The 18,646-nt window shown below is 70.5% G+C and carries 15 protein-coding genes, 1 tRNA gene and 2 pseudogenes; 8 read left to right on the top strand and 10 right to left on the bottom strand.

Features of this window, described 5'->3' with window-relative positions; all coding sequences use genetic code 11:
• Positions 1 to 235 precede the first annotated feature (235 nt).
• From AB0E78_RS08265 to AB0E78_RS08235, 7 genes are all read left to right on the top strand, one after another.
• On the top strand, positions 236 to 1,708 hold the full coding sequence (locus tag AB0E78_RS08265; RefSeq protein ID WP_361829592.1) for an FGGY family carbohydrate kinase: 1,473 nt from the start codon (positions 236 to 238) through the stop codon (positions 1,706 to 1,708).
• Positions 1,705 to 3,147, top strand: coding sequence for an FAD-dependent oxidoreductase (locus tag AB0E78_RS08260; RefSeq protein ID WP_361829590.1), 1,443 nt, complete (start codon positions 1,705 to 1,707; stop codon positions 3,145 to 3,147). Before AB0E78_RS08265 ends, AB0E78_RS08260 begins: the two co-directional genes overlap by 4 nt.
• Entirely contained in the window at positions 3,144 to 4,403 is a 1,260-nt protein-coding gene (locus AB0E78_RS08255) for an FAD-dependent oxidoreductase (protein WP_361829588.1), read from the top strand. Before AB0E78_RS08260 ends, AB0E78_RS08255 begins: the two co-directional genes overlap by 4 nt.
• 276 nt (positions 4,404 to 4,679) lie before the next feature.
• Positions 4,680 to 5,867 (top strand): thiolase family protein, encoded by a 1,188-nt coding sequence (locus tag AB0E78_RS08250; RefSeq protein ID WP_361829586.1) that lies wholly within the window; start codon positions 4,680 to 4,682, stop codon positions 5,865 to 5,867.
• A 102-nt stretch (positions 5,868 to 5,969) separates the two neighbouring features.
• Positions 5,970 to 7,487, top strand: coding sequence for a long-chain fatty acid--CoA ligase (locus tag AB0E78_RS08245; RefSeq protein WP_361829584.1), 1,518 nt, complete (start codon positions 5,970 to 5,972; stop codon positions 7,485 to 7,487).
• A gap of 133 nt (positions 7,488 to 7,620) precedes the next feature.
• Positions 7,621 to 8,364 carry a sulfite exporter TauE/SafE family protein gene (locus tag AB0E78_RS08240; protein WP_361829582.1) on the top strand — a complete coding sequence of 248 codons (744 nt, stop codon included), beginning with the start codon at positions 7,621 to 7,623 and terminating at the stop codon, positions 8,362 to 8,364.
• Positions 8,365 to 8,510: 146 nt separating this feature from the next.
• Positions 8,511 to 9,329 carry a cobalt-precorrin-6A reductase gene (locus AB0E78_RS08235; protein WP_361829580.1) on the top strand — a complete coding sequence of 273 codons (819 nt, stop codon included), beginning with the start codon at positions 8,511 to 8,513 and terminating at the stop codon, positions 9,327 to 9,329.
• On the opposite strand, the gene AB0E78_RS08230 is transcribed toward AB0E78_RS08235, so the two are convergent.
• The 3 genes from AB0E78_RS08230 to AB0E78_RS08220 all read right to left on the bottom strand — a co-directional run bounded on the left by AB0E78_RS08230 (position 9,326) and on the right by AB0E78_RS08220 (position 13,037).
• Positions 9,326 to 11,416, bottom strand: coding sequence for an MDR family MFS transporter (locus AB0E78_RS08230; protein ID WP_361829578.1), 2,091 nt, complete (start codon positions 11,414 to 11,416; stop codon positions 9,326 to 9,328). The genes AB0E78_RS08235 and AB0E78_RS08230 overlap by 4 nt on opposite strands.
• Before the next feature lie 88 nt (positions 11,417 to 11,504).
• Positions 11,505 to 12,293, bottom strand: coding sequence for a precorrin-6A synthase (deacetylating) (gene cobF / locus AB0E78_RS08225; RefSeq protein WP_361829576.1), 789 nt, complete (start codon positions 12,291 to 12,293; stop codon positions 11,505 to 11,507).
• A 213-nt stretch (positions 12,294 to 12,506) separates the two neighbouring features.
• The gene (locus AB0E78_RS08220) at positions 12,507 to 13,037 is read right to left on the bottom strand and encodes a DUF309 domain-containing protein (RefSeq protein ID WP_361829574.1); all 531 of its coding nucleotides are present in this window, start codon (positions 13,035 to 13,037) and stop codon (positions 12,507 to 12,509) included.
• Positions 13,038 to 13,145: 108 nt separating this feature from the next.
• Between AB0E78_RS08220 and AB0E78_RS08215 the strand changes: the two genes are divergently transcribed.
• Positions 13,146 to 13,219 (top strand) — tRNA-Pro (locus AB0E78_RS08215).
• Positions 13,220 to 13,649: 430 nt separating this feature from the next.
• Here the strand turns inward: AB0E78_RS08215 and AB0E78_RS08210 are convergent.
• From AB0E78_RS08210 to AB0E78_RS08180, 7 genes and pseudogenes are all read right to left on the bottom strand, one after another.
• The gene (locus AB0E78_RS08210; RefSeq protein ID WP_361829572.1) at positions 13,650 to 14,048 is read right to left on the bottom strand and encodes a hypothetical protein; all 399 of its coding nucleotides are present in this window, start codon (positions 14,046 to 14,048) and stop codon (positions 13,650 to 13,652) included.
• Positions 14,042 to 14,260 (bottom strand): hypothetical protein, encoded by a 219-nt coding sequence (locus AB0E78_RS08205; protein WP_361829570.1) that lies wholly within the window; start codon positions 14,258 to 14,260, stop codon positions 14,042 to 14,044. Before AB0E78_RS08205 ends, AB0E78_RS08210 begins: the two co-directional genes overlap by 7 nt.
• Positions 14,261 to 14,331: 71 nt before the next feature.
• Positions 14,332 to 14,442, bottom strand: a pseudogene (locus AB0E78_RS08200) (tyrosine-type recombinase/integrase); the annotation flags it as partial.
• A 67-nt stretch (positions 14,443 to 14,509) separates the two neighbouring features.
• Complete coding sequence (locus tag AB0E78_RS08195) at positions 14,510 to 15,076, bottom strand: hypothetical protein (RefSeq protein ID WP_361829568.1); 567 nt, start codon at positions 15,074 to 15,076, stop codon at positions 14,510 to 14,512.
• A 9-nt stretch (positions 15,077 to 15,085) separates the two neighbouring features.
• Positions 15,086 to 17,152, bottom strand: coding sequence for a trypsin-like peptidase domain-containing protein (locus AB0E78_RS08190; protein WP_361829566.1), 2,067 nt, complete (start codon positions 17,150 to 17,152; stop codon positions 15,086 to 15,088).
• Positions 17,153 to 18,142: 990 nt separating this feature from the next.
• Positions 18,143 to 18,301 carry a hypothetical protein gene (locus AB0E78_RS08185; protein WP_361829564.1) on the bottom strand — a complete coding sequence of 53 codons (159 nt, stop codon included), beginning with the start codon at positions 18,299 to 18,301 and terminating at the stop codon, positions 18,143 to 18,145.
• Between the two features lie 133 nt (positions 18,302 to 18,434).
• Positions 18,435 to 18,646: pseudogene (locus AB0E78_RS08180) on the bottom strand (DNA recombination/repair protein RecA); the annotation flags it as partial.

Genomic DNA, 18,646 nt, shown 5'->3' with positions numbered 1-18,646 from the left:
CCTCTGTGGGGGAGGTGCGGTGGGCTGGTGGCGTGAACTGGCCTAGGACGGAATGATGTTGTTCGGCGGTCAGTGTAGATCTGTAACTTCCATTTTCAGGGCGGTTCGTGGATCTTTTCGGCCCGACTTGTGTTCAACTCGGCGCGCCGGTTGGTAATTTGAGGAAAAGTCAGTCGGGAACCGGCCAGTAGAGGGGCTCTTGACGCCCTCCTGGGCGCTGTAGCAGGCTTCCGCGGTGATCACCAATGGCAGCGGACCGCGCGGCGAGGCTGTTCTCGCCATCGACCAGGGCACGTCCGGCACGAAGGCTCTCGTGCTCTGTCCGGACCGCGGGGTGATCGGTTCAGGTGCCGCGCCCGTACGCCCGCGCCACCTTCCCGGAGGCCGGGTGGAGGTCGATCCGGCGGCGCTCCTCGCCTCGGTCGTCGATGCGGGACGCCGCGCCCTGGCGGACGCGGGGGAGCCCGTCGCCGCGGTCGGCCTCGCCAACCAGGGCGAGACGGTGCTCGCCTGGGACCCCGTGTCGGGCCGCCCGCTGACGGAGGCGATCGTCTGGCAGGACCGGCGCGCGGAGCCGCTGTGCAACGAACTCTCCCCGTACGCCGAAGAGTTGCGGCACCTCACCGGCCTGCCCCTCGACCCCTACTTCGCCGCGCCCAAGATGGCATGGATACGCCGCCACCTCACCCGGGAAGGCGTCGTCACCACCAGCGACACCTGGCTGGTCCACCGGCTCACCGGCGAGTTCGTCACCGACGCGGCGACCGCCGGACGCACCCAGCTTCTCGACCTGGACGACGTCTCGTGGTCACCGCGCGCCCTCGACGTCTTCGGCCTCGCCGACGAGCGGCTGCCACGCGTCGTCGACGCGGCGGGCCCGGTCGGCACCACGAAGGCCTTCGGCCCCGAGCTTCCGCTGACCGGACTCCTCGTCGACCAGCAGGCCGCGCTGCTCGCCCAGGACGTGACCGAGCCCGGCACCGCCAAGTGCACGTACGGCACCGGCGCGTTCCTGCTCGCCCAGACCGGCACCCGGCCGCGGCGCGGCGAATCCGGCCTCGTCAGCTGTGTCGCCTGGCGCCTCGCGGGGGAGAGCAGCTACTGCCTCGACGGGCAGGTGTACACGGCCGCGTCCGCCGTGCGCTGGCTCACGGACCTCGGCGTGATCGAAGGCGCGGCGGACCTCGACCTGGTGGGCTCGTCGGTGGCGGACACGGGCGGTGTCACGTTCGTGCCCGCGCTCGCCGGACTCGCGGCGCCCTGGTGGCGCGGCGACCTGCGCGGCTCGATCACCGGCCTCGGCCTCGACACGGTCCCCGGTCACCTCGTCCGCGCACTGTGCGAGGGTGTCGCCGCCCAGGTGGCTTCCCTCGCCGACGCCGTCGCCGCCGACCTGGGCGAACCCCTGACCAGCCTGCGCGTCGACGGCGGTCTGACCCGCTCGGCCGTCCTGATGCAGACCCAGGCCGACCTCCTTCAACTGCCCGTCGAAGTGTCGGCGTTGCCCGATGTCACCGCCCTCGGCGTGGGTGCCGTCGCCCGCATGGGCCTCGATCCGAAGCTCACGGTGCGGGACGCCGTCCGGCGGTGGCGGCCCGCCACCGTGTACGAGCCGAAGATCGACGCCACGCAGGCCGCCGAGCGCCTCGGGGGCTTCCGCTCCGCCGTCGACGCCCTCCTCGACCGCGCGCCCGTACCGACGCCGTGAGCGTCACCACCAAGGGGCCGCTGCCCGCCGAGCCCTACGACGTGACCGTCGTAGGCGCCGGAGTGGTCGGCTCGGCCATCGCCAGGGAGCTGGCCGGACACCACCGCCTCCGCGTCGCCCTGGTGGAGGCGTCCGGTGATGTGGGGGACGGCACGTCGAAGGCCAACACCGCCATCCTGCACACCGGTTTCGACGCCGTGCCGGGATCCCTGGAGGCCCGTCTCGTACGGGAGGGCAGCCGTCTGCTCGGAGCCTACGCCGCCGAGTCGGGCATCCCCGTCGAACCGGTCGGCGCGCTGCTGGTCGCCTGGGATGAGGAACAACTCGCGGCACTTCCGGGCCTGTTGAAGAAGGCGGAACGCAACGGATACGACGAGGCGCACATCATCGGCGCCGGCGAGGTCCGCGCCCGCGAACCACACCTGGGAGAGGGCGCGTTGGGGGCGCTCTCCGTCCCCGGCGAGTCCATCATCTGCCCCTGGACGACGACACTCGCGTACGCCACCCAGGCCGTGCGCGGGGGAGTGGACCTGCACCTCAACTGCGCGGTGGAGAAGTTCGGTGTGTCGTCGCCCGACGGCTCCGCGTGCCATGAACTGACCACGCCCCGCGGTGTCGTGCACACCCGCTACCTCATCAACGCCGCGGGTCTGCACGCCGACGTGCTCGACCGGCGGCTGCTCGGGCGCGGCGCGTTCACGGTGACCCCGCGCCGCGGCCAGCTCATCGTCTTCGACAAGCTCGCCCGCGACCTGGTCAGTCACATCCTCCTGCCGGTGCCGACCGCGCTCGGCAAGGGCGTCCTTGTGGCGCCCACCGTGTACGGAAACGTCCTTCTCGGCCCCACCGCCGAGGAGTTGGACGACAAGAGGGCGACGGGCACCACCGAGGACGGCCTGGCCGGACTGCGCGCCAAGGGCCGACGCATCCTGCCCGCGCTGCTGGACGAGGAGGTCACGGCGGTCTACGCCGGGCTGCGGGCGGCCACCGAGCACGACGACTACCAGATCCACAGTTCGCCCCAGGAGCGGTACATCACCGTCGGCGGCATCCGGTCCACCGGCCTCACCGCGTCGATGGCGATCGCGGAGTACGTCGTCGGCCTGCTCGCCGAGGCCGCGGGACCCGACCTCGACCTGACCGTGCTCGGCAACCTCGACCCCGTGAGCATGCCGAACCTCGGCGAGGCGTACCCCCGCCCCTACCAGCGCGCCGACCTCATCGCGACCGATCCCGCGTACGGCAGCATCGTCTGCCACTGCGAGCGCGTGACCCGCGGAGAGATCAGGGACGCCCTCATCAGCACGGTCCCGCCCGGATCACTGGACGGACTGCGGCGCAGGACACGCGCGCGAGGCGGACGCTGCCAGGGGTTCTACTGCGGGGCCGCCGTACGTGAACTCTTCGACGGCTGGGGCGAGTCGGGGGTGGCGCGATGAGACGACAGCGACATGTGGACGTACTCGTCGTGGGCGCGGGCCCCGCGGGACTCACCGCGGCCACGCGCCTCGCCGCTTCGGGCGCGGGCAGGGTGGAGGTCCTGGAACGGGAGGCGCGGCCCGGCGGCGTGCCGCGCCACTGCCATCACGGCGGGTTCGGTCGGTGGGGAGTGACGGGACCGCAGTACGCGGAGAGCCTCGTCGAGGCCGCGCTCGGCGCCGGAGCGGCCGTGCGGACCGGGGTGAGCGCCACCGGCTGGGCCGGGGCGATGTCCCTGGACACGACGGGGCCGCACGGCCTGGAGCGGATCACCGCGCGTGCCGTTGTGCTGGCCACGGGTGCGCGGGAGCGGCCACGGACGGCGCGGCTCGTGCCGGGGACGCGCCCGGCCGGGGTGTTCACCACGGGGGAGTTGCAGCAGGCGGTCCACGTCTACCGGCAGGAGATCGGGACCCGGGCGGTCATCGTGGGGGCGGAGCCGGTGAGCTACGCGGCGCTGTCCGCCCTGCGGCACGCCGGCGTGGAGGTCGCCGCGCTCGTCACGGAGGAGGCGCGGGCCCAGGTGAGCCCGGTACGGGCCGCGGCGGCTCGCTTCGGGGTGGCCCGGGTGCCGCTGGTGACCGGGGCGGTGGTGGCCGAACTCCTGGGCCGCGGGCGGCTGTCGGGGGTACGGCTGCGGCGGCGCGACGGCCGGGAGCGGGTGCTCGCCTGCGACACGGTGGTGTTCACCGGCGACTTCGTTCCCGACCACGAGCTGGCCCGGCGCGGGGGAGTGCTTCTCGACCCCGGGACGCGAGGCCCGGCGGTGGACGGTTCGTTCCGCACCGCGTCGCCCGGGATCTTCGCGGTGGGCAACGGGGTGCACGCGGTGGAACCGGCGCGGGTGGCCGCCGAGGAGGGGGTACGGGTCGCGGGCCCGGTGCGAGCCCATCTGGCGGGCGCGGGGTGGCCTTCCGGCGCCGTACCGCTGGTGGTCGAATCCCCGTTGCGGTGGGTGGCGCCGAACCGGGTCGCGCCCGGCGCTCCGGCGGGGGCCGAGGTGGCCGAGGGGGCCGGAGGGCCTGGTGGCCGCTTCGTCCTGCGGACGACGGAAGCCGTGCTCCGCCCCCTCCTGGTGGTCACGCAGGACGGGCGGTGCCTGCACCGGCAGCGGGTGAGGCGCAGGGTGCTGCCCAACCAGGGGTTGTATCTCTCGGGGAGCTGGGCGGGGGACGTCGACGCGGGGGGCGGGCCGGTGCGGGTGGCCGTCGGCTGAGCAGCGCGGGCGCTGATTGCGGCTGGCGTGGTGGTTACGGCTCGTGATTGCGGCTGGCGTAATGGCTACGGCTCGCCCGGCGGTACGGCCCGTTCGGCGGTTGTGGACGAACCCGGCGGCGCCGGTGATCCGCGGCGCGTGAGGCCGGTGGAACAAGTCACCCTTCCCACTGGCGCCCGCTGCCCGTAGACTCCAAAACTAGCAGTGCTAATTTACGTCAAGGCCGTCATGCAGTGACCCCGCAGACGATGACCGCAAACGATCCGGAGCCGTATCGTGCGCCCAGTCCACTTCGCCGCAGCCCGCCGCACCCCCGTCGGCAAACTCCGCGGCAGTCTCTCCTCCGTCCGCCCGGACGACCTCGCCGCCACCGTCGTACGAGGCCTCCTCGCGGGCACCCCCGAGCTGGACCCCGCCCGGATCGACGACATCTACTGGGGCGCCGCCAACCAGGCGGGCGAGGACAACCGCAACGTGGCCCGCATGGCCGCACTCCTCGCCGGTCTCCCGGAATCCGTGCCCGGCGCCACCGTGAACCGGCTCTGCGCCTCCGGCATGGAAGCCGTCACCGCCGCCGCCCGTACGATCGCGTCAGGCGAGGCCGACATCGTCCTCGCGGGCGGCTCCGAGTCGATGAGCCGCGCCCCCTTCGTCCTGCCGCGCCCGGACGAGGCCCTGCCGCACAAGATGGAGACCGCCGACACCCGGCTCGGCTGGCGCCTCGTCAACCCGGCGATGAAGGACCTGCACGGCGTCCTCGCGATGGGTGAGACCGCCGAAGAGGTCGCCGAGCGCTACGGCGTCTCCCGCGAGCGCCAGGACACCTTCGCCCTGCGCAGCCACCAACGCGCCACCGAGGCCCGCAAGAACGGCCACTTCGACGACGAGATCCTTCCCGTCACCCGGCCCGACGGCACCCTCGTCGAGCTCGACGAATGCATCCGCGAGGACACCTCGTACGAGAAGCTCAGCGGCCTGCGCCCCGTCTTCCGCAAGGGCGGCAGCGTCACCGCGGGCAACGCGTCGCCGATGAACGACGGCGCGGCCGGACTCCTCCTCGTCAGCGAGGAAGCCCTGAACGAGCTCGGGCTCGAATCCCTCGGGCGGTACGTCGCCGGTGCCTCCGCCGGTGTGCACCCGGACGTCATGGGCATCGGGCCCGTACCCGCCACGCAGAAGGCGCTCAGCCGCGTCGGCTGGTCCATCGGCGACCTCCAGGAGGCGGAGTTCAACGAGGCGTTCGCGGCCCAGGCGCTCGCCTGCGTCGACGCCCTGGGCATCGATCCGGAGCTGGTGAACCCGACCGGCGGCGCCATCGCCATCGGTCACCCCCTCGGCTGCTCCGGCGCCCGCATCCTGACCACGCTGCTGCACCGCATGCGCCGCACCGGCGCCGCCCGGGGCCTCGCCACGATGTGCGTGGGCGTCGGCCAGGGCAGCGCGCTGCTCGTCGAGCGCGGCTGAGCCCCTCCCCCCCCAAAAGGGCTGCACGGCATCAGAGCTGCACGGCACCAAGCCTGCACGGAATCAAGGCCGCACGGAACGTACGGAAACGGAGCACCACCCATGGCCACGCTGTCCCTCGCCGCGATCCTCGCCGAACCCGCCCGTCGCCGGCCGGACCGTACCGCCCTCGTCGAGGGTGAACTGCGGCTGACGTTCGGCCAGTTGTGGGGGCAGGCCCGCGCGCAGGCGGCGGCGCTGGTGGGGCTCGGGGTGCGGCCGGGGGACCGGGTGGCCCTGATGGCACCCAACACCGCGGAGTTCCCGCGTGCCTATTACGCGATCCTCGCCGCGGGCGGCGTCGTCGTCCCCGTACACCTCCTGCTGTCCGCGGAGGAGGTCGAGCACGTCCTGCGCGACAGCGGCGCCACCCTGCTGCTGTGCCACCCCGCGCAGGCGGCGACGGGCAAGGCCGCTGCCGCCGCCACCGGCGTGCGGATGCTGACCCTCGGCGGAGACGGCGAGCTGGAGACCCTGGCGGGCGCGGCCGAGCCGCTCGCCAGCTATGTCACGCGCGACGCCGACGACCCCGCCGTAGTCTTCTACACCAGCGGCACCACGGGGGTCCCCAAGGGCGCCGTGCTCAGCCACCTCAACCTGGTGATGAACGCGACCGTCTGCGCCTTCGACTCCCACGACGTGCGCCACGACGACATCGCGCTCGGCGCCCTCCCGCTCTTCCACGCGTTCGGCCAGACCGTCTCCATGAACGCGACCTGGCGCGCGGGCGCGACGCTCGTCCTGCTGCCGCGCTTCGACGCGGCGCGGGCCATCGAGCTGATGGCGGCGGAGGGCGTCAACACCTTCCACGGGGTGCCCACGATGTACGTGAACCTCGTGGCCGCCGCGGCCACGGCCCCCGAACTCCCCACGCTGCGGCTCGCGATCTCCGGCGGCGCCTCGCTGCCCGTGGCCGTACTGGAACGCTTCGAGGAGGCCTTCGGCGTACCGGTCTACGAGGGGTACGGGCTCTCCGAGACCTCGCCCACCGCCTCCGTGAACCAGCCCGTCTACGGCACCAGGGCGGGCAGCATCGGCCACCCGCTGTGGGGCGTCGACGTGGAGATCGCCCGAGCCGACGTCGAGGGGCGGATCGAGCTGCTGCCGGCCGGCGAGCTGGGCGAGGTGGTGGTCCGCGGCCACAACGTCTTCTCCGGCTACCTGGGGCGCCCGGAGGCGACCGCCGAGGCCGTCGTCGACGGCTGGTTCCGCACCGGTGACCTCGGCACCAAGGACGCCGACGGGTTCCTGGCCATCGTCGACCGCAAGAAGGACGTCATCATCCGCGGCGGCTTCAACGTCTACCCGCGCGAGGTCGAGGAGGTGCTCATGCGCCACCCGGACGTCGCGCAGGTCGCGGTGATCGGCCTGCCCGACGACGTGCACGGCGAGGAGATCTGCGCCGTCGTCGTCGCGGCTCCGGGCTCCGCCCCCGACGCGGCGGGCATCACCGCGTGGTCCAAGGAACACCTGGGACGCCACAAGTACCCGCGCCGCGTCGAGTTCACCGGCGAACTGCCGCTCGGCCCCAGCATGAAGATCCTCAAGCGGGAGCTGCGCGTCACCTACAGCGGGGCGTAGTCCGGGCTGTCTGGTCCGGGCTGTCTGGTCCGGGCGGCCTGATTCGGGCGGCCTGGTTCGGGCCGCCCCGGCGTCCAGGATGTGGCATCCCCTGACGGCGCAAAGATAGTTGGGTCTAGCATTTGTTTTCGGCATGGACATATCTATCTGGGGTTTCGCCGCGCTCGCCGCCGCGGCAGTGCTCGTCGGCTTCTCGAAGACCGCCGTCAGTGGGGCCAACACGGTCAGCCTGGCGGTCTTCGCGGCGGTCCTTCCGGCCCGCGAATCGACGGGCGTCCTGCTGCCCATCCTGATCGCGGGCGACGTCCTGGCCGTCCTCACCTACCGCAGACATGCCCACTGGCCCACCCTGTGGCGGCTGTTCCCCGCCGTCGCGGGCGGTGTGGTGGCGGGCACGGTCTTCCTGATGTGGGCCGACGACGCCGTCGTCCGTACGTCGATCGGGGCGATCCTGCTGATGATGGCGGCGGTCACGCTGTGGCGCCGCAGGACCCCCGCGGACGAGGCCGGACCCGCGCGCCGCTCCCGGCTCAAGGCCCCTTCCTACGGCGTGCTCGGCGGCTTCACCACCATGGTCGCCAACGCGGGCGGCCCGGTCATGTCGATGTATCTGCTCTCCGCGGGCTTCCGAAAGCTCAGCTTCCTCGGCACATCGGCGTGGTTCTTCCTCATCGTGAACACCTCCAAAGTGCCGTTCAGCGTGGGCCTCGGCCTGATCGACGCGCACTCGCTGCTGCTCGACGCGGCCCTCGTGCTCTTCGTCCTGCCGGGCGCCCTCATCGGCAAGGCTGCCGTGCACCGGATCAACCAGCGTCTCTTCGAGCAGCTCGTGATCGGGGCGACGGTGCTTGGCGGCCTCCAGCTGTTGCTGCGGTGAGCCGCGACTTGTCGTGGTGACCCGCGCAGGTTGCCGCGGTGACGGCGACTTGCCGTGGTGAGATGCAACCTGCGGCGGTGAGCTGCAACCAGCCGTGGTGAACCGCACGGAACCCTCGCTCCACCACGCCGCGTAGCCTCGGGCCCATGCATGTGCTCGTCCTCGGCGGAACCACCGAAGCCCGTCGGCTCGCCGCCTCTCTCGCCGCTCGCCCCGGCGTCCGTGTGACCACCTCGCTCGCGGGGCGCGTCACGAGCCCGGCCGCGCTCGAAGGAGACGTACGCGTCGGGGGGTTCGGCGGCGTGGACGGCCTGGCCGGCTGGCTGCGCGAACAGAAGGTGGACGCCGTCGTGGACGCCACCCATCCCTTCGCCGCCACCATGAGCGAGCACGCGGTCCGCGCGGCGGCGGCCACCGGCGTTCCGTCCGTCATGCTGCGCAGGCCGGGCTGGCTGCCGGAGCCGGGCGACCGCTGGCACGACGCCGTATCACTCGCCGAGGCGGCGGCACTGCTGCCCGCGCTGGGCCGCCGCGTCTTCCTGACCACGGGCCGTCTCGGCCTCGCCACCTTCGCCGACGAGCGGCGGCTGCCGGACCTGGCGGAACTCCACTTCCTCGTACGCTCCGTGGAGGCCCCCGACCCGCCGCTGCCCCGCCACACCGAGGTACTTCTCGACCGTGGTCCCTACACGGTCGAGGGCGAGACGGCGCTGCTGCGCGACCACCGGATCGACGTGCTGGTGACCAAGGACAGCGGGGGCGCGGCCACGGCGGCCAAACTCACCGCCGCCCGCGCGCTCGCCGTACCCGTGGTGATCGTCCGCCGTCCCCCGCCGCCGGAGGGTGCGACGGTGCTGCCGGACGAGGCGGGCGTGCTGTCACACCTGGAACATGTCCTCGGCCTCGACTTCGGTTCCGATTCCGGCCTCGATTCCGGCCTCGATTCCGGTCGCGACCCGAGCTAGGCCGTCCTAGACGGGAGCGGGAGTGGCCGCCGCGCCTCGGGGGCGAGGCCATGCTCCAGGTCCTCCACGAGCAGCCGCTTCGCGATCGCGTCGACCGCCTTGACGAGATCCTGGTCGGCGGGACGGCCGCTGTCCCTCTCCACCTGCTCGCCCAGCCACCCGGACCACGCCCTGCCGATCACGTCGGCCTCGCGTGCGCCGGCGGGGGTGTGCGAGAAGAGCGTGCCCGCGCGGGTGAGGAAGCCTTCCTCGACCATGCGGTTGAAGACGGGCACGAGCACTTCGGGCGGCAGCTGCCGCCGGGCGGCGATCAGGTTCAGGTTGGCGTGCCCGACCATCCGGTCGAAGAGCGCGACCTGCATCACGGCCCATGCACCGGCCATGTCGAGCCGGGTGTCGGACTCGCCGATGACCCGACGGGCGGTGTCCGTGCCGGTACTCCGGATGATGTTCCCGACCGCCAGCTCAAGGACGCGGTCCGGGCTGCCGCCCGACGTCGGCGACGCGAAGCCCTCGCCCATGTCCGCGGAACTCAACCGCGCGCTGTCCCGCAGCTGCACCTGCTTGAGGAAGAGGGCCACCAGGAAACCGAGGAGCGCCACGGGCACCGTCCACAGGAACACCGTGTGCAGCGTGTCCGCGTACGCCTTGATGATGGGCGCGGCCGACTCCGCGGGAAGGCTGTGCAGCCCCTGCGGACTCTGCGCGGCCTTGGCCACCACGGCCGGATCCGCGGACCCGGCCGCAGCCGCGGCGGCGACCCCGTCCTCCAGGTTCGGCTTCAGCGTATTGGCGTAGATGGTGCCGAACACGGCGGTGCCGAAGGAGCTCCCGAGCGTACGGAAGAAGGTGACCCCGGAGGTCGCCGTGCCCAGATCCGCGTAGACGACGGTGTTCTGCACGGCGATCGTCAGGACCTGCATGCAGAGCCCGATGCCGGTGCCGAGGACGAACATGTAGAGCGATTCGAGCCAGGTACTGGTCTCACTGCCCATCAGCGACAGCAGATAGAGCCCGAGCGCCATGACCAGAGCACCCACGATGGGAAAGATCCGATAGGTCCCGGTCTTGCTCACCACGTTGCCGCTGAAGATGGAGGCGATGAGCAGCCCGATCACCATGGGCAGCGTCCGCACGCCCGAGATGGTGGCCGAGTCCCCGTCGACGTACTGCAGATAGGTCGGCAGGAACGTCATCGCGCCCAACATCGCGAAGCCGACGATGAAGCTGAGGATCGAGCAGACCGTGAAGACGGGGTTGGCGAAGAGCCGCATCGGCAGCATCGGTTCGGCGGCCCGCGTCTCGACGACACAGAACAGCGCGAGCGCGATAGCGCCGCCCGCGAACAGCCCGATGATGGTGCCCGAACCCCACGCGTACTGGTTGCCGCCCCAACTCGTGGCCAGAATGAGCGCGCTGGCCCCGATGGCGACGAACGCGATGCCGAGATAGTCGATGACGGGACGCACCGCCGACTTCACGACGGGGATGTTCCGCGACGCGGCGATCACCACGACGATCGCGATGGGCACGTTGACGTAAAAGGCCCAGCGCCAGGTCAGATGATCCGTGAAGAGCCCGCCGAGCAACGGCCCGATGACGGTGGCCACCCCGAAGACGGCACCGATCGCACCCTGGTACTTCCCGCGCTCACGCAGCGGGATGACGTCGGCGATCAACGCCATCGACGTCACCATCAGACCGCCCGCGCCGATGCCCTGAAGGGCGCGCCAGGCGATGAGCAGCGTCATGTTCGTCGAGAGGCCGCACAGGAACGAGCCGGTGATGAAGACGATCGCCGAGACCTGAAAGACGACCTTGCGCCCGAACAGGTCACCGAACTTGCCCACGAGCACCGTGGCAACGGTCTCGGCGAGCAGATACGACGTCACGACCCACGACATGTGCTCGGCGCCGCCCAGATCCGCCACGATCGTGGGCAGCGCGGTGCCCACGATGGTCTGGTCGAGTGCGGCGAGCAGCATGCCCAGCATGATCGTCACGAAGACGATGTTGCGGCGGCGCTTGTCCAGGACGGGTGGCCCCTGGGCGGGGGCCTCGGCGGCGGGCTCGGCGGTGGTGGTCACACGGTCACCCTCACACCGCGCCTGCGCCTGTGCATGCGGGGCCGGTCCGCTCCGGTGACGGCGGGACGCAGCCGCCTCGCCCGTTCGCTCAGTCCAGGTTGCGGCGCAGCAGATAGGTGTCCATGATCCACCCCTTGCGCTCGCGTGCCTCGGCCCGGAGGGCCTCGATGCGGGGAGCGGCCTCGTCGAGGGGCCCGGAGACGAGGATCTCGTCGGCGGTCCCGATATAGGCCCCCCAGTAGATATACATGTCACCACCTCCCTCGCCGTCCGCGCCCTGGTACCGGCGGAACGCCTGATGGGCGTCGAGCATCACCACGACGTCGTCGACGCCCTCGGGGAAGCCGCCGTCGGCGAGGCGCCGCCCGGTGGTGATCTGCACGGGCCGCGCGACGCGGTTCAGGCCGGTGCGGTGCCTGGCGGCGAGCGAGGAGACGCTGCTGATGCCGGGAACGACGTCGTACGAGAAGGTCACGGCCCCCCGCCGGAGGACCTCCTCCAGAATCCCCAGGGTGCTGTCATAGAGCGCGGGATCGCCCCACACCAGGAAGGCACCGCTCTCGTCCTCGCCCAGCTCATCGGCGATGAGCCGCTCATAGATGTCCGCACGGCGACTGCGCCAGTCCCCGACGGCGGGGGAGTAGGCCGCGCCGCCCGCCTTCCGGTCACGCGCGGGATCCCGCGCCTCGACCACGCGGTAGGCACCGTCGGCGCGATGCGCGTCAAGGAGATCACGCCGCAGCTGAACGAGGTCGTCCTTCTCCTCACCCTTGTCGAGGATGAAGAACACGTCACTGCTCTTCAGCGCCTTGACCCCTTGCAGGGTCAACTGATCGGGGTCGCCCGCACCAATACCGATGACACAAATCTTTCGCACCCCGAGAGTCTGCCGTACGGGGGTGGGGCGGTTCGCCGTGGGGCGGTTAGTCCGGGGTGCCGTTTGGCCGGGGTATCCGGGCGCTTCGGCACAGGCTGTGCGGCTCGTCTGCTGTGGCATTGCGTGGCGTCGTCGCCGGCCAGCTGCTCCGGAACCCTGCCCGCAGCTGCCGTGTCACGCGTCGCCGGCCCCGAGGTCTGCCCCGCCAACGGCCTACTCGCCGGGCCCACGCAGCCGTGGCGCGTGCTCGGCGGCGTCCACCGTCGCCCCGTCCCCCTCCAGTGTCGTGGCCAACTCCCGCGCCCACAGCACGAGTCCGTCCACGTCGATCCCGTACGGCCGCTCACCTCTCCTCCCCGCGTCGATCGCGCCAGCCCCCCTGAGCAGCAGCCGCGCCCCGCCCGTGAGGTTGCCGCGGGCCGAGTGGGTCAGCCCAACGGCCAGTTGGGCAAGCCCCTTCCACAGGTCGCGCTCGCTCTCGGGCCCCGACTTCCAGGCGTCCTCGAAGACCTCGTGCGCGTGAAAGGGCCGCCCCGCATCGAGCAGCTCCTGAGCCTGAGTGACCGTCTCCTCGGGGGTACGCGTGACCCCTTCGGGCTGCCGCTCCACGCCTTCGGTGCCGTACGGCAAAGGCCGCCCGAGACCATCACGCGGCCGCGCGTTGCGGGCCCGTCCTTCGGCGTCGCGGTCACGACCACGGGCATCGCGGTCTTCACGGTCATCAGGTCGAGGTGCGGTGCTCATACTGAGATTGTCCCTCGCCAGACCCCCGGCGGGGGGCGCGGACCACCCCTGAACGTGGGGTAAAGTTCTGTCTGCGCGATCACGCAGAACACAGCGGGACACGCGCATCGGGACGTGGCGCAGCTTGGTAGCGCACTTGACTGGGGGTCAAGGGGTCGCAGGTTCAAATCCTGTCGTCCCGACGGAAACGTCGCAGGTAGGGGCCATCTTCGGATGGCCCCTACTTCGTTTTGGGGAGGCAATTCTGGGAGCGGGGAGCCGCTCCCTGCGCTCCCTGGGAGCGGGAGTCTGGGGGCGACGTCAACCGGGGGTGGGCGGATGGTCACCTGATCCGGTCGCTCCCAGGGTGCATCTCCGCTGCCCGGTCTGGTGCACGAGGCAAGGGGTCGCACTGTTCGCCCCCTTCTCCGAATACTCGGCAAGGGGCCGTGCTCCCACTCGACCCCATGACGAGTTACACCGACCCCTTGCCTGAGCGGAGTCCAAGTCTCGGTGCACACGTCATCCAGATCTTGGACGCGGTACCGAGATGGTCTCCAGGTCGGCGGGCATACCGGCTAGGGGCGCCTGCTCCTACGAGTCTGCGCCTGCCGGAAACTCCATCTGTGCAGTTCAAGCGGCGTGTTGGTGCGCGTGGGTGGCTTGGGCGTCCGTTTCAGGTCCATGGCCAGGTTGCGGGCGGCTTGGCACCCAGGCCACGGTGGGGTGTGCGATGGTGCCGAGGATCCGGACGCGGCGGGTGGCGTGTTCGATGACGGCGAGGATGTACTGACGCTGCCCGGTCAGGGGGACGGTCTCAATGAAGTCGCAGGCCATGAGGGCATCGGCCTGGGAGCCCAGGAAGTTGGCCCGGGTGGTGGCGGCTCGGTCGGGGGCCGGGTCGATACCCTCGGATGTGAGGATCTCCCAGACGGTGGAGGCGGCGATCTGGATGCCGAGGGTGGCGAGTTCGCCGTGCACTCGGCGATAGCCCCAGGGCGGGTTCTCCCGGACCAGGCGCAGGATCAGCACGCGGATTGAGCGGACTGTGGGCGGCCGTCCGGGCTTCTTCGGTCGGCACGTGCCGGCGTGGCGCCGTTGATCAGGTCGCGGTGCCAGCGCAGCACGGTGAGTTGATGGCGCAGGGCGAGGATCTCCGCATCCTTGCAGTGGTCGCTCATTGGTAGTAGCCGCAGCGCGGCGAACATGTTGGTGACGCTCAGGTAGGCGAGACGAAGCAGCACGAGTGCTCATCCTGCCGCACCACCCCGACCAGGCTTCTGAGCTGCATGGACGACATTCTCGGCAGGCGCAGGGTGTAGATGTTCAGCGTCATGGCCGCGTTGGTGTGGCCGAGGCGCTCGGAGAGCGTCTTCACGGACTCGCCGTGCTTGATCAGCAGGCTGGCGTAGTGATGCCGGAGGGCCGGGGCGACCGCGTGAGCCTGTGGGCCACGCGGCCGCCCCGCTCACGGGAGACGGCGTTAAGGGGGGTCAGTCCTCGCACCCGTCGACGTCGTCGTCGCATCCGTCCACATCGCCGGGGGCGATCGTGGTGAGGCGCCATGCGATGAGTCCCGTGCCGTTCTGCTCGGCTTCGACGTGCGCCGTGAACGGCTTGCCCGCCGGGAGGTTGAAGTGGTCCGCCTCGCGGTCCCCGCATCCCACCCCGTAGGCCTGCTCGTCCGCACCCCGGGACAGGGTCAGAGTGAGCTCCTCGGCCCCGTCCGTGTCACAGGTGATCTCGAGTCGGTACGGTGTGTCGCCGCTCGCGCGGAAGGACTTCTTCAGGCCTGACCCCAGGTAGGCGGTGCCGGAATCGACGAGCTCCGCTTCCGTACCGTCGTCAGCGGCGGACTTGAGTGCCTGCTCGGCACGCCGCAACGCGTCGTCCGGCTCCCACGGCCTGCGCGTGCCTCCGGAAGACGCCGACGGCTTCGACGGCTGCGTCGAGGCGGCGGCACTCTCCTTGGGGCCGCTCCCGCCCTGCTCGTCCGCGCAGCCGGACATCAGGACGGCCAGGACCGCGGCGGACAGCGGGAGGGTGTGACGTATGCGCATGAAATGACCTTATCCGGGAGGAACGAGCTGGTATTCGCGGCCCAGCGCGTCGGCCTGGGTGTTGCCGTACACGGACACCTCGCCGTCGGACCAGCGCACGAAGACGTCGTCCTCCCAGAGGTTCCCGCCGAACTCGCCCGGAGCGATCACCCGGGCGTGCTTCCAGGTGCCGTTCGGGCCCTTGAGTTGGTTCTCCTCGCCGAGGCCGTGCGCGCCGACATCTTCGTAGATGGTGAGTTCACCGTCCGACCAGCGCACGAAGAGGTCGAAGTCGGAGTTGGCGGTACCGTCGAAGTCTCCGCCCGCGATGACTGAGGCGTGCTGTTTCCAGAGGGTGTTGGGGGCCAGGAGTTGCTGCTCGGCGTGGAAGCCGCCGCCGTCGACGTTGGTGTATTTGGTGACTTCCCCGTCGACCCAGCGGACGACCAGGTCGTCGGCCCACTTGTTGCCGCCGTACTTGCCTGTCGCGATGCCCTTCGCGTACTTCCACGTCGAGCCGGCCTTGGCGACAGTGATCTCGTTTGCCGGGTGCTCGGAGGTGGCGGTGGGCAGCTGGGTGTGCTCGTCGATGTCCTTGTAGATCGTGACCTCGCCGTCGATCCACTTGACCATCAGGTCGTACGCGTTGGAGCCGGTGTAGTCGCCGGCTGTGATGACCTCGGCGTAGTCGGCCCACATCTTGTTCGGCTTGGCGAGGCGCGTCTCACAGGGCTGGCCCTGGGCGCAGCCGGTGTAGAAGCCCTGCGACTGGTCGCCGGGGTAGAGCGTCATTTCCCCGTCGGACCATTTCACGACCAGGTCGCCGTCCTGCGTCTTCTGCGAGGAGGTGTGGAACTGGCCGGTGGCCGCGGCCGTGGCGTGGCGCCAGAGCCCCGCGTCGCCCATGCCCTGGTTCTGGGAGGGCTTGTCCGGCGTGTAGTCGTTCACGGCCTGGTTGTAGAGGCGAACGACGTCGGCGTCGAACTGTGAGGAGTAAGAGACGTTGTCGAACTTGCCGCCGGTCTTGTAGCCGCCGATGACGCCGATGATATCTCCGCGCTTGCCGTCGAAGTTGCGGAGGAACGGCCCGCCGGAGACGCCGGGGGCGAACCCGTCACAGGCGATCTCCAGAAAGCGTCCTGCGTAGGCCTTGGTGGATGTCTTGGGGCACACGCGCGGCGACTTGGAGCTGCCGGGGAAACCGATCAGGGTGACGTTCTTCTGGTTCAGGTTGCCGGAGGCGGGGAGCGTGGTCAGCTCATTGCCCGTCCCCGTCGCGTTCTCCAGGAACTGTCCCTTGGAGTTCGGTCCGGTCCGCAGGAAGGCGAAGTCGAGGTCGTCGGCCTTCTGCGTGCCCAGGGACAGGTAGCGGCCATCGATCCAGACCTTCCCCTTCTTGATCGGGAAGACGCCGTAGGGGGCGATGCCACGGCCCTTGTGCTGCGGATCGGCCTTCCAGCCCGGCGCGAACGCGAGGTTGCGGAACCGGTCGTTGTCGTTGAGGCAGTGCGCGGCCGTGATCACCAGCGACTTGTTGGGCGAAGCCACGGAGGAGGCGGAGCAGAACTGATCGCGCTTGCCCGGATCCGACTGCGGGTCGTCATCCTGGTTGATGAGGAAGACACCGGCTGTGGCGACACCGTTGTTGTTGACGCTGGAGGGGGCGCGCAGCATGTCACCCGCCGTCTTCGGCGCCCCGTCGACAACTCCCTTGTCGGGGTTGGCGGGCACGGCCTTGGAGATGCGGTCCGGAGTCCAGTAGGCCTCTGCCGTCCTGGCTTCGGCGATCTCCTCCGGTGTGGCCTTGAGCGCCGTGTCCTCCTCGGCTTCCTTCTCCTCCTGATCGGGGTGCTTGGGGGAGGCGTCCGGCGTCCCCGTGGGTTCAAGGGCCTTGGCCGGGTCCTGCGTGGCGGAGGATCGTGGAGCCGGGCTGGTCTCGGGAGCGGCGGTGGCGCCGGGTGAGGCCGACAGCGACGGGGTGGGGCTCGCCGGGCTCACGGGATCCGCTGACGCGAGGCCAGGCGAGGCGAGCATCAGGGCACTTGCCGCGACGCCGAGCGCGGCGGTGCGCACGACGGTACGTATTCGTTGGTTCACGTGGATCTTTCACCTGGAGCGCAAAAAGGGCATACGGTGGCGACGCACCGCATGACGCCCAGGACCTTATGTCATTGGTACATACCAATGCACATCTCAAGGGTTTCGTCTCAGACGGTTGTGGAGCCTGGAACGGCGGCAGCACGACCGGCTCCTTACCCCGGCCGCATCCGCTACGCGGCGTGCGAACAGCGGCGTGCTGACAGCTGACCCGGCAGGGGGTTCCCGCGCTGGACCCGGGGGAGCTCGTGCCGTACTCGGCCCGGCAGTACTCCGATCCCGGCTTCCCTTTCCTGTGCCTGCCTGGCTGGCCTCGCTCACCGGCGAAGCGGAATACTCATGCGAAGAACGCTTGGTCCAACTGGCCAACGACTTCAGGGTGCTGGCCCTGACTGCCGGGGTACCCAGGACCCCTGAAGGATGGCTGAAGTACGGATTCGCGGTCCGCGCCGATCCCGAAGAGGCGCCGCCCAAGGCGTTCGCGGAGGCGTACACCCTCCAGAAGACCTCTCACATGCCGGACAATCCCGCCGTGGCCAGATTCTGGGAGCAGAACCGGCCCTGTCCCCTCATCCCTCGAACCATGGCGTCGTGACGGCGGCTACCTCGACTCCTATCAGTCCGGCAGTCGCGATGAGATGGAGCAGTTGTGCCAGCAGCAGCTCTGCCTCGACCGGCGAGCGGCCTACCGTGTAGCCCCGTGGGCCTGGGATCTTCCGGCTGACAGCTGGACAGATGTTCCCCCCTCCCGCGGCGCGCCATCGTTGTCCTGACCGCGGCCGGATTTAAGCGGCCGGTTTGGGCCCAGCGTCCCATGGTGGCGTTCATGCGCGGGATCCGTATGCCGGTGCGCACGACTTGGATGCCTGCGGTGCACAGGATTTCGTCGATGGGGGCTGGGTACTTCGCGTCCCGGTCCTGGATCAGGTATGCGTGGGTCGCCTGTGCGTCAGTGAGGTCCATGGTCAGGTTGCGGGCGGCCCGGGTGACTCAGGCCGCGGTGGGGTGGGCAGTGGTGCCGAGGGCGCGGATGCGGCGGGTGGCGTGCTCGATGGCGGCGAGGATGTGCTGGGCTGGCCGGTCAGGGTGTTGCGCGGCGGAACATCTCCGCTCGTGCGGGATGCGCAACTCCCGGTGCTCCCCCGCCACCTGTGCCTCCAGCCGACTCCCGTGAGGAGGGCGCCATGCCCGACGTGCCCGGCATTCCCGACGCATCCGGCCGCTCCCGACCAGCCGGATCCTGACGGTCGTCGAGCCCCCGGCCGGGCCGCGCCCTTGCCTGTCAGGCGGCGTTTCCCGCCGAGGTCCGTGCGGCTTCGGGGGCCGGGACGGCGTCCGTGTCCTCGGCGACTTCGGCCTTCGCCGGTGACCCGATTCCGAGCTTCTGGAGGATCTTCTTCTCGATCTCGTTGGCGAGGTCGGGGTTGTCCTTGAGGAAGTTGCGGGCGTTCTCCTTGCCCTGGCCGAGCTGGTCGCCCTCGTACGTGTACCAGG

Origin of the sequence: Streptomyces sp. NPDC032198, from assembly GCF_040636975.1 — a bacterium.
Taxonomy (GTDB): domain Bacteria; phylum Actinomycetota; class Actinomycetes; order Streptomycetales; family Streptomycetaceae; genus Streptomyces.
The sequence above is the reverse complement of the archived record's forward strand: the minus strand, read 5'-3'. Positions and strand labels throughout refer to the sequence as shown.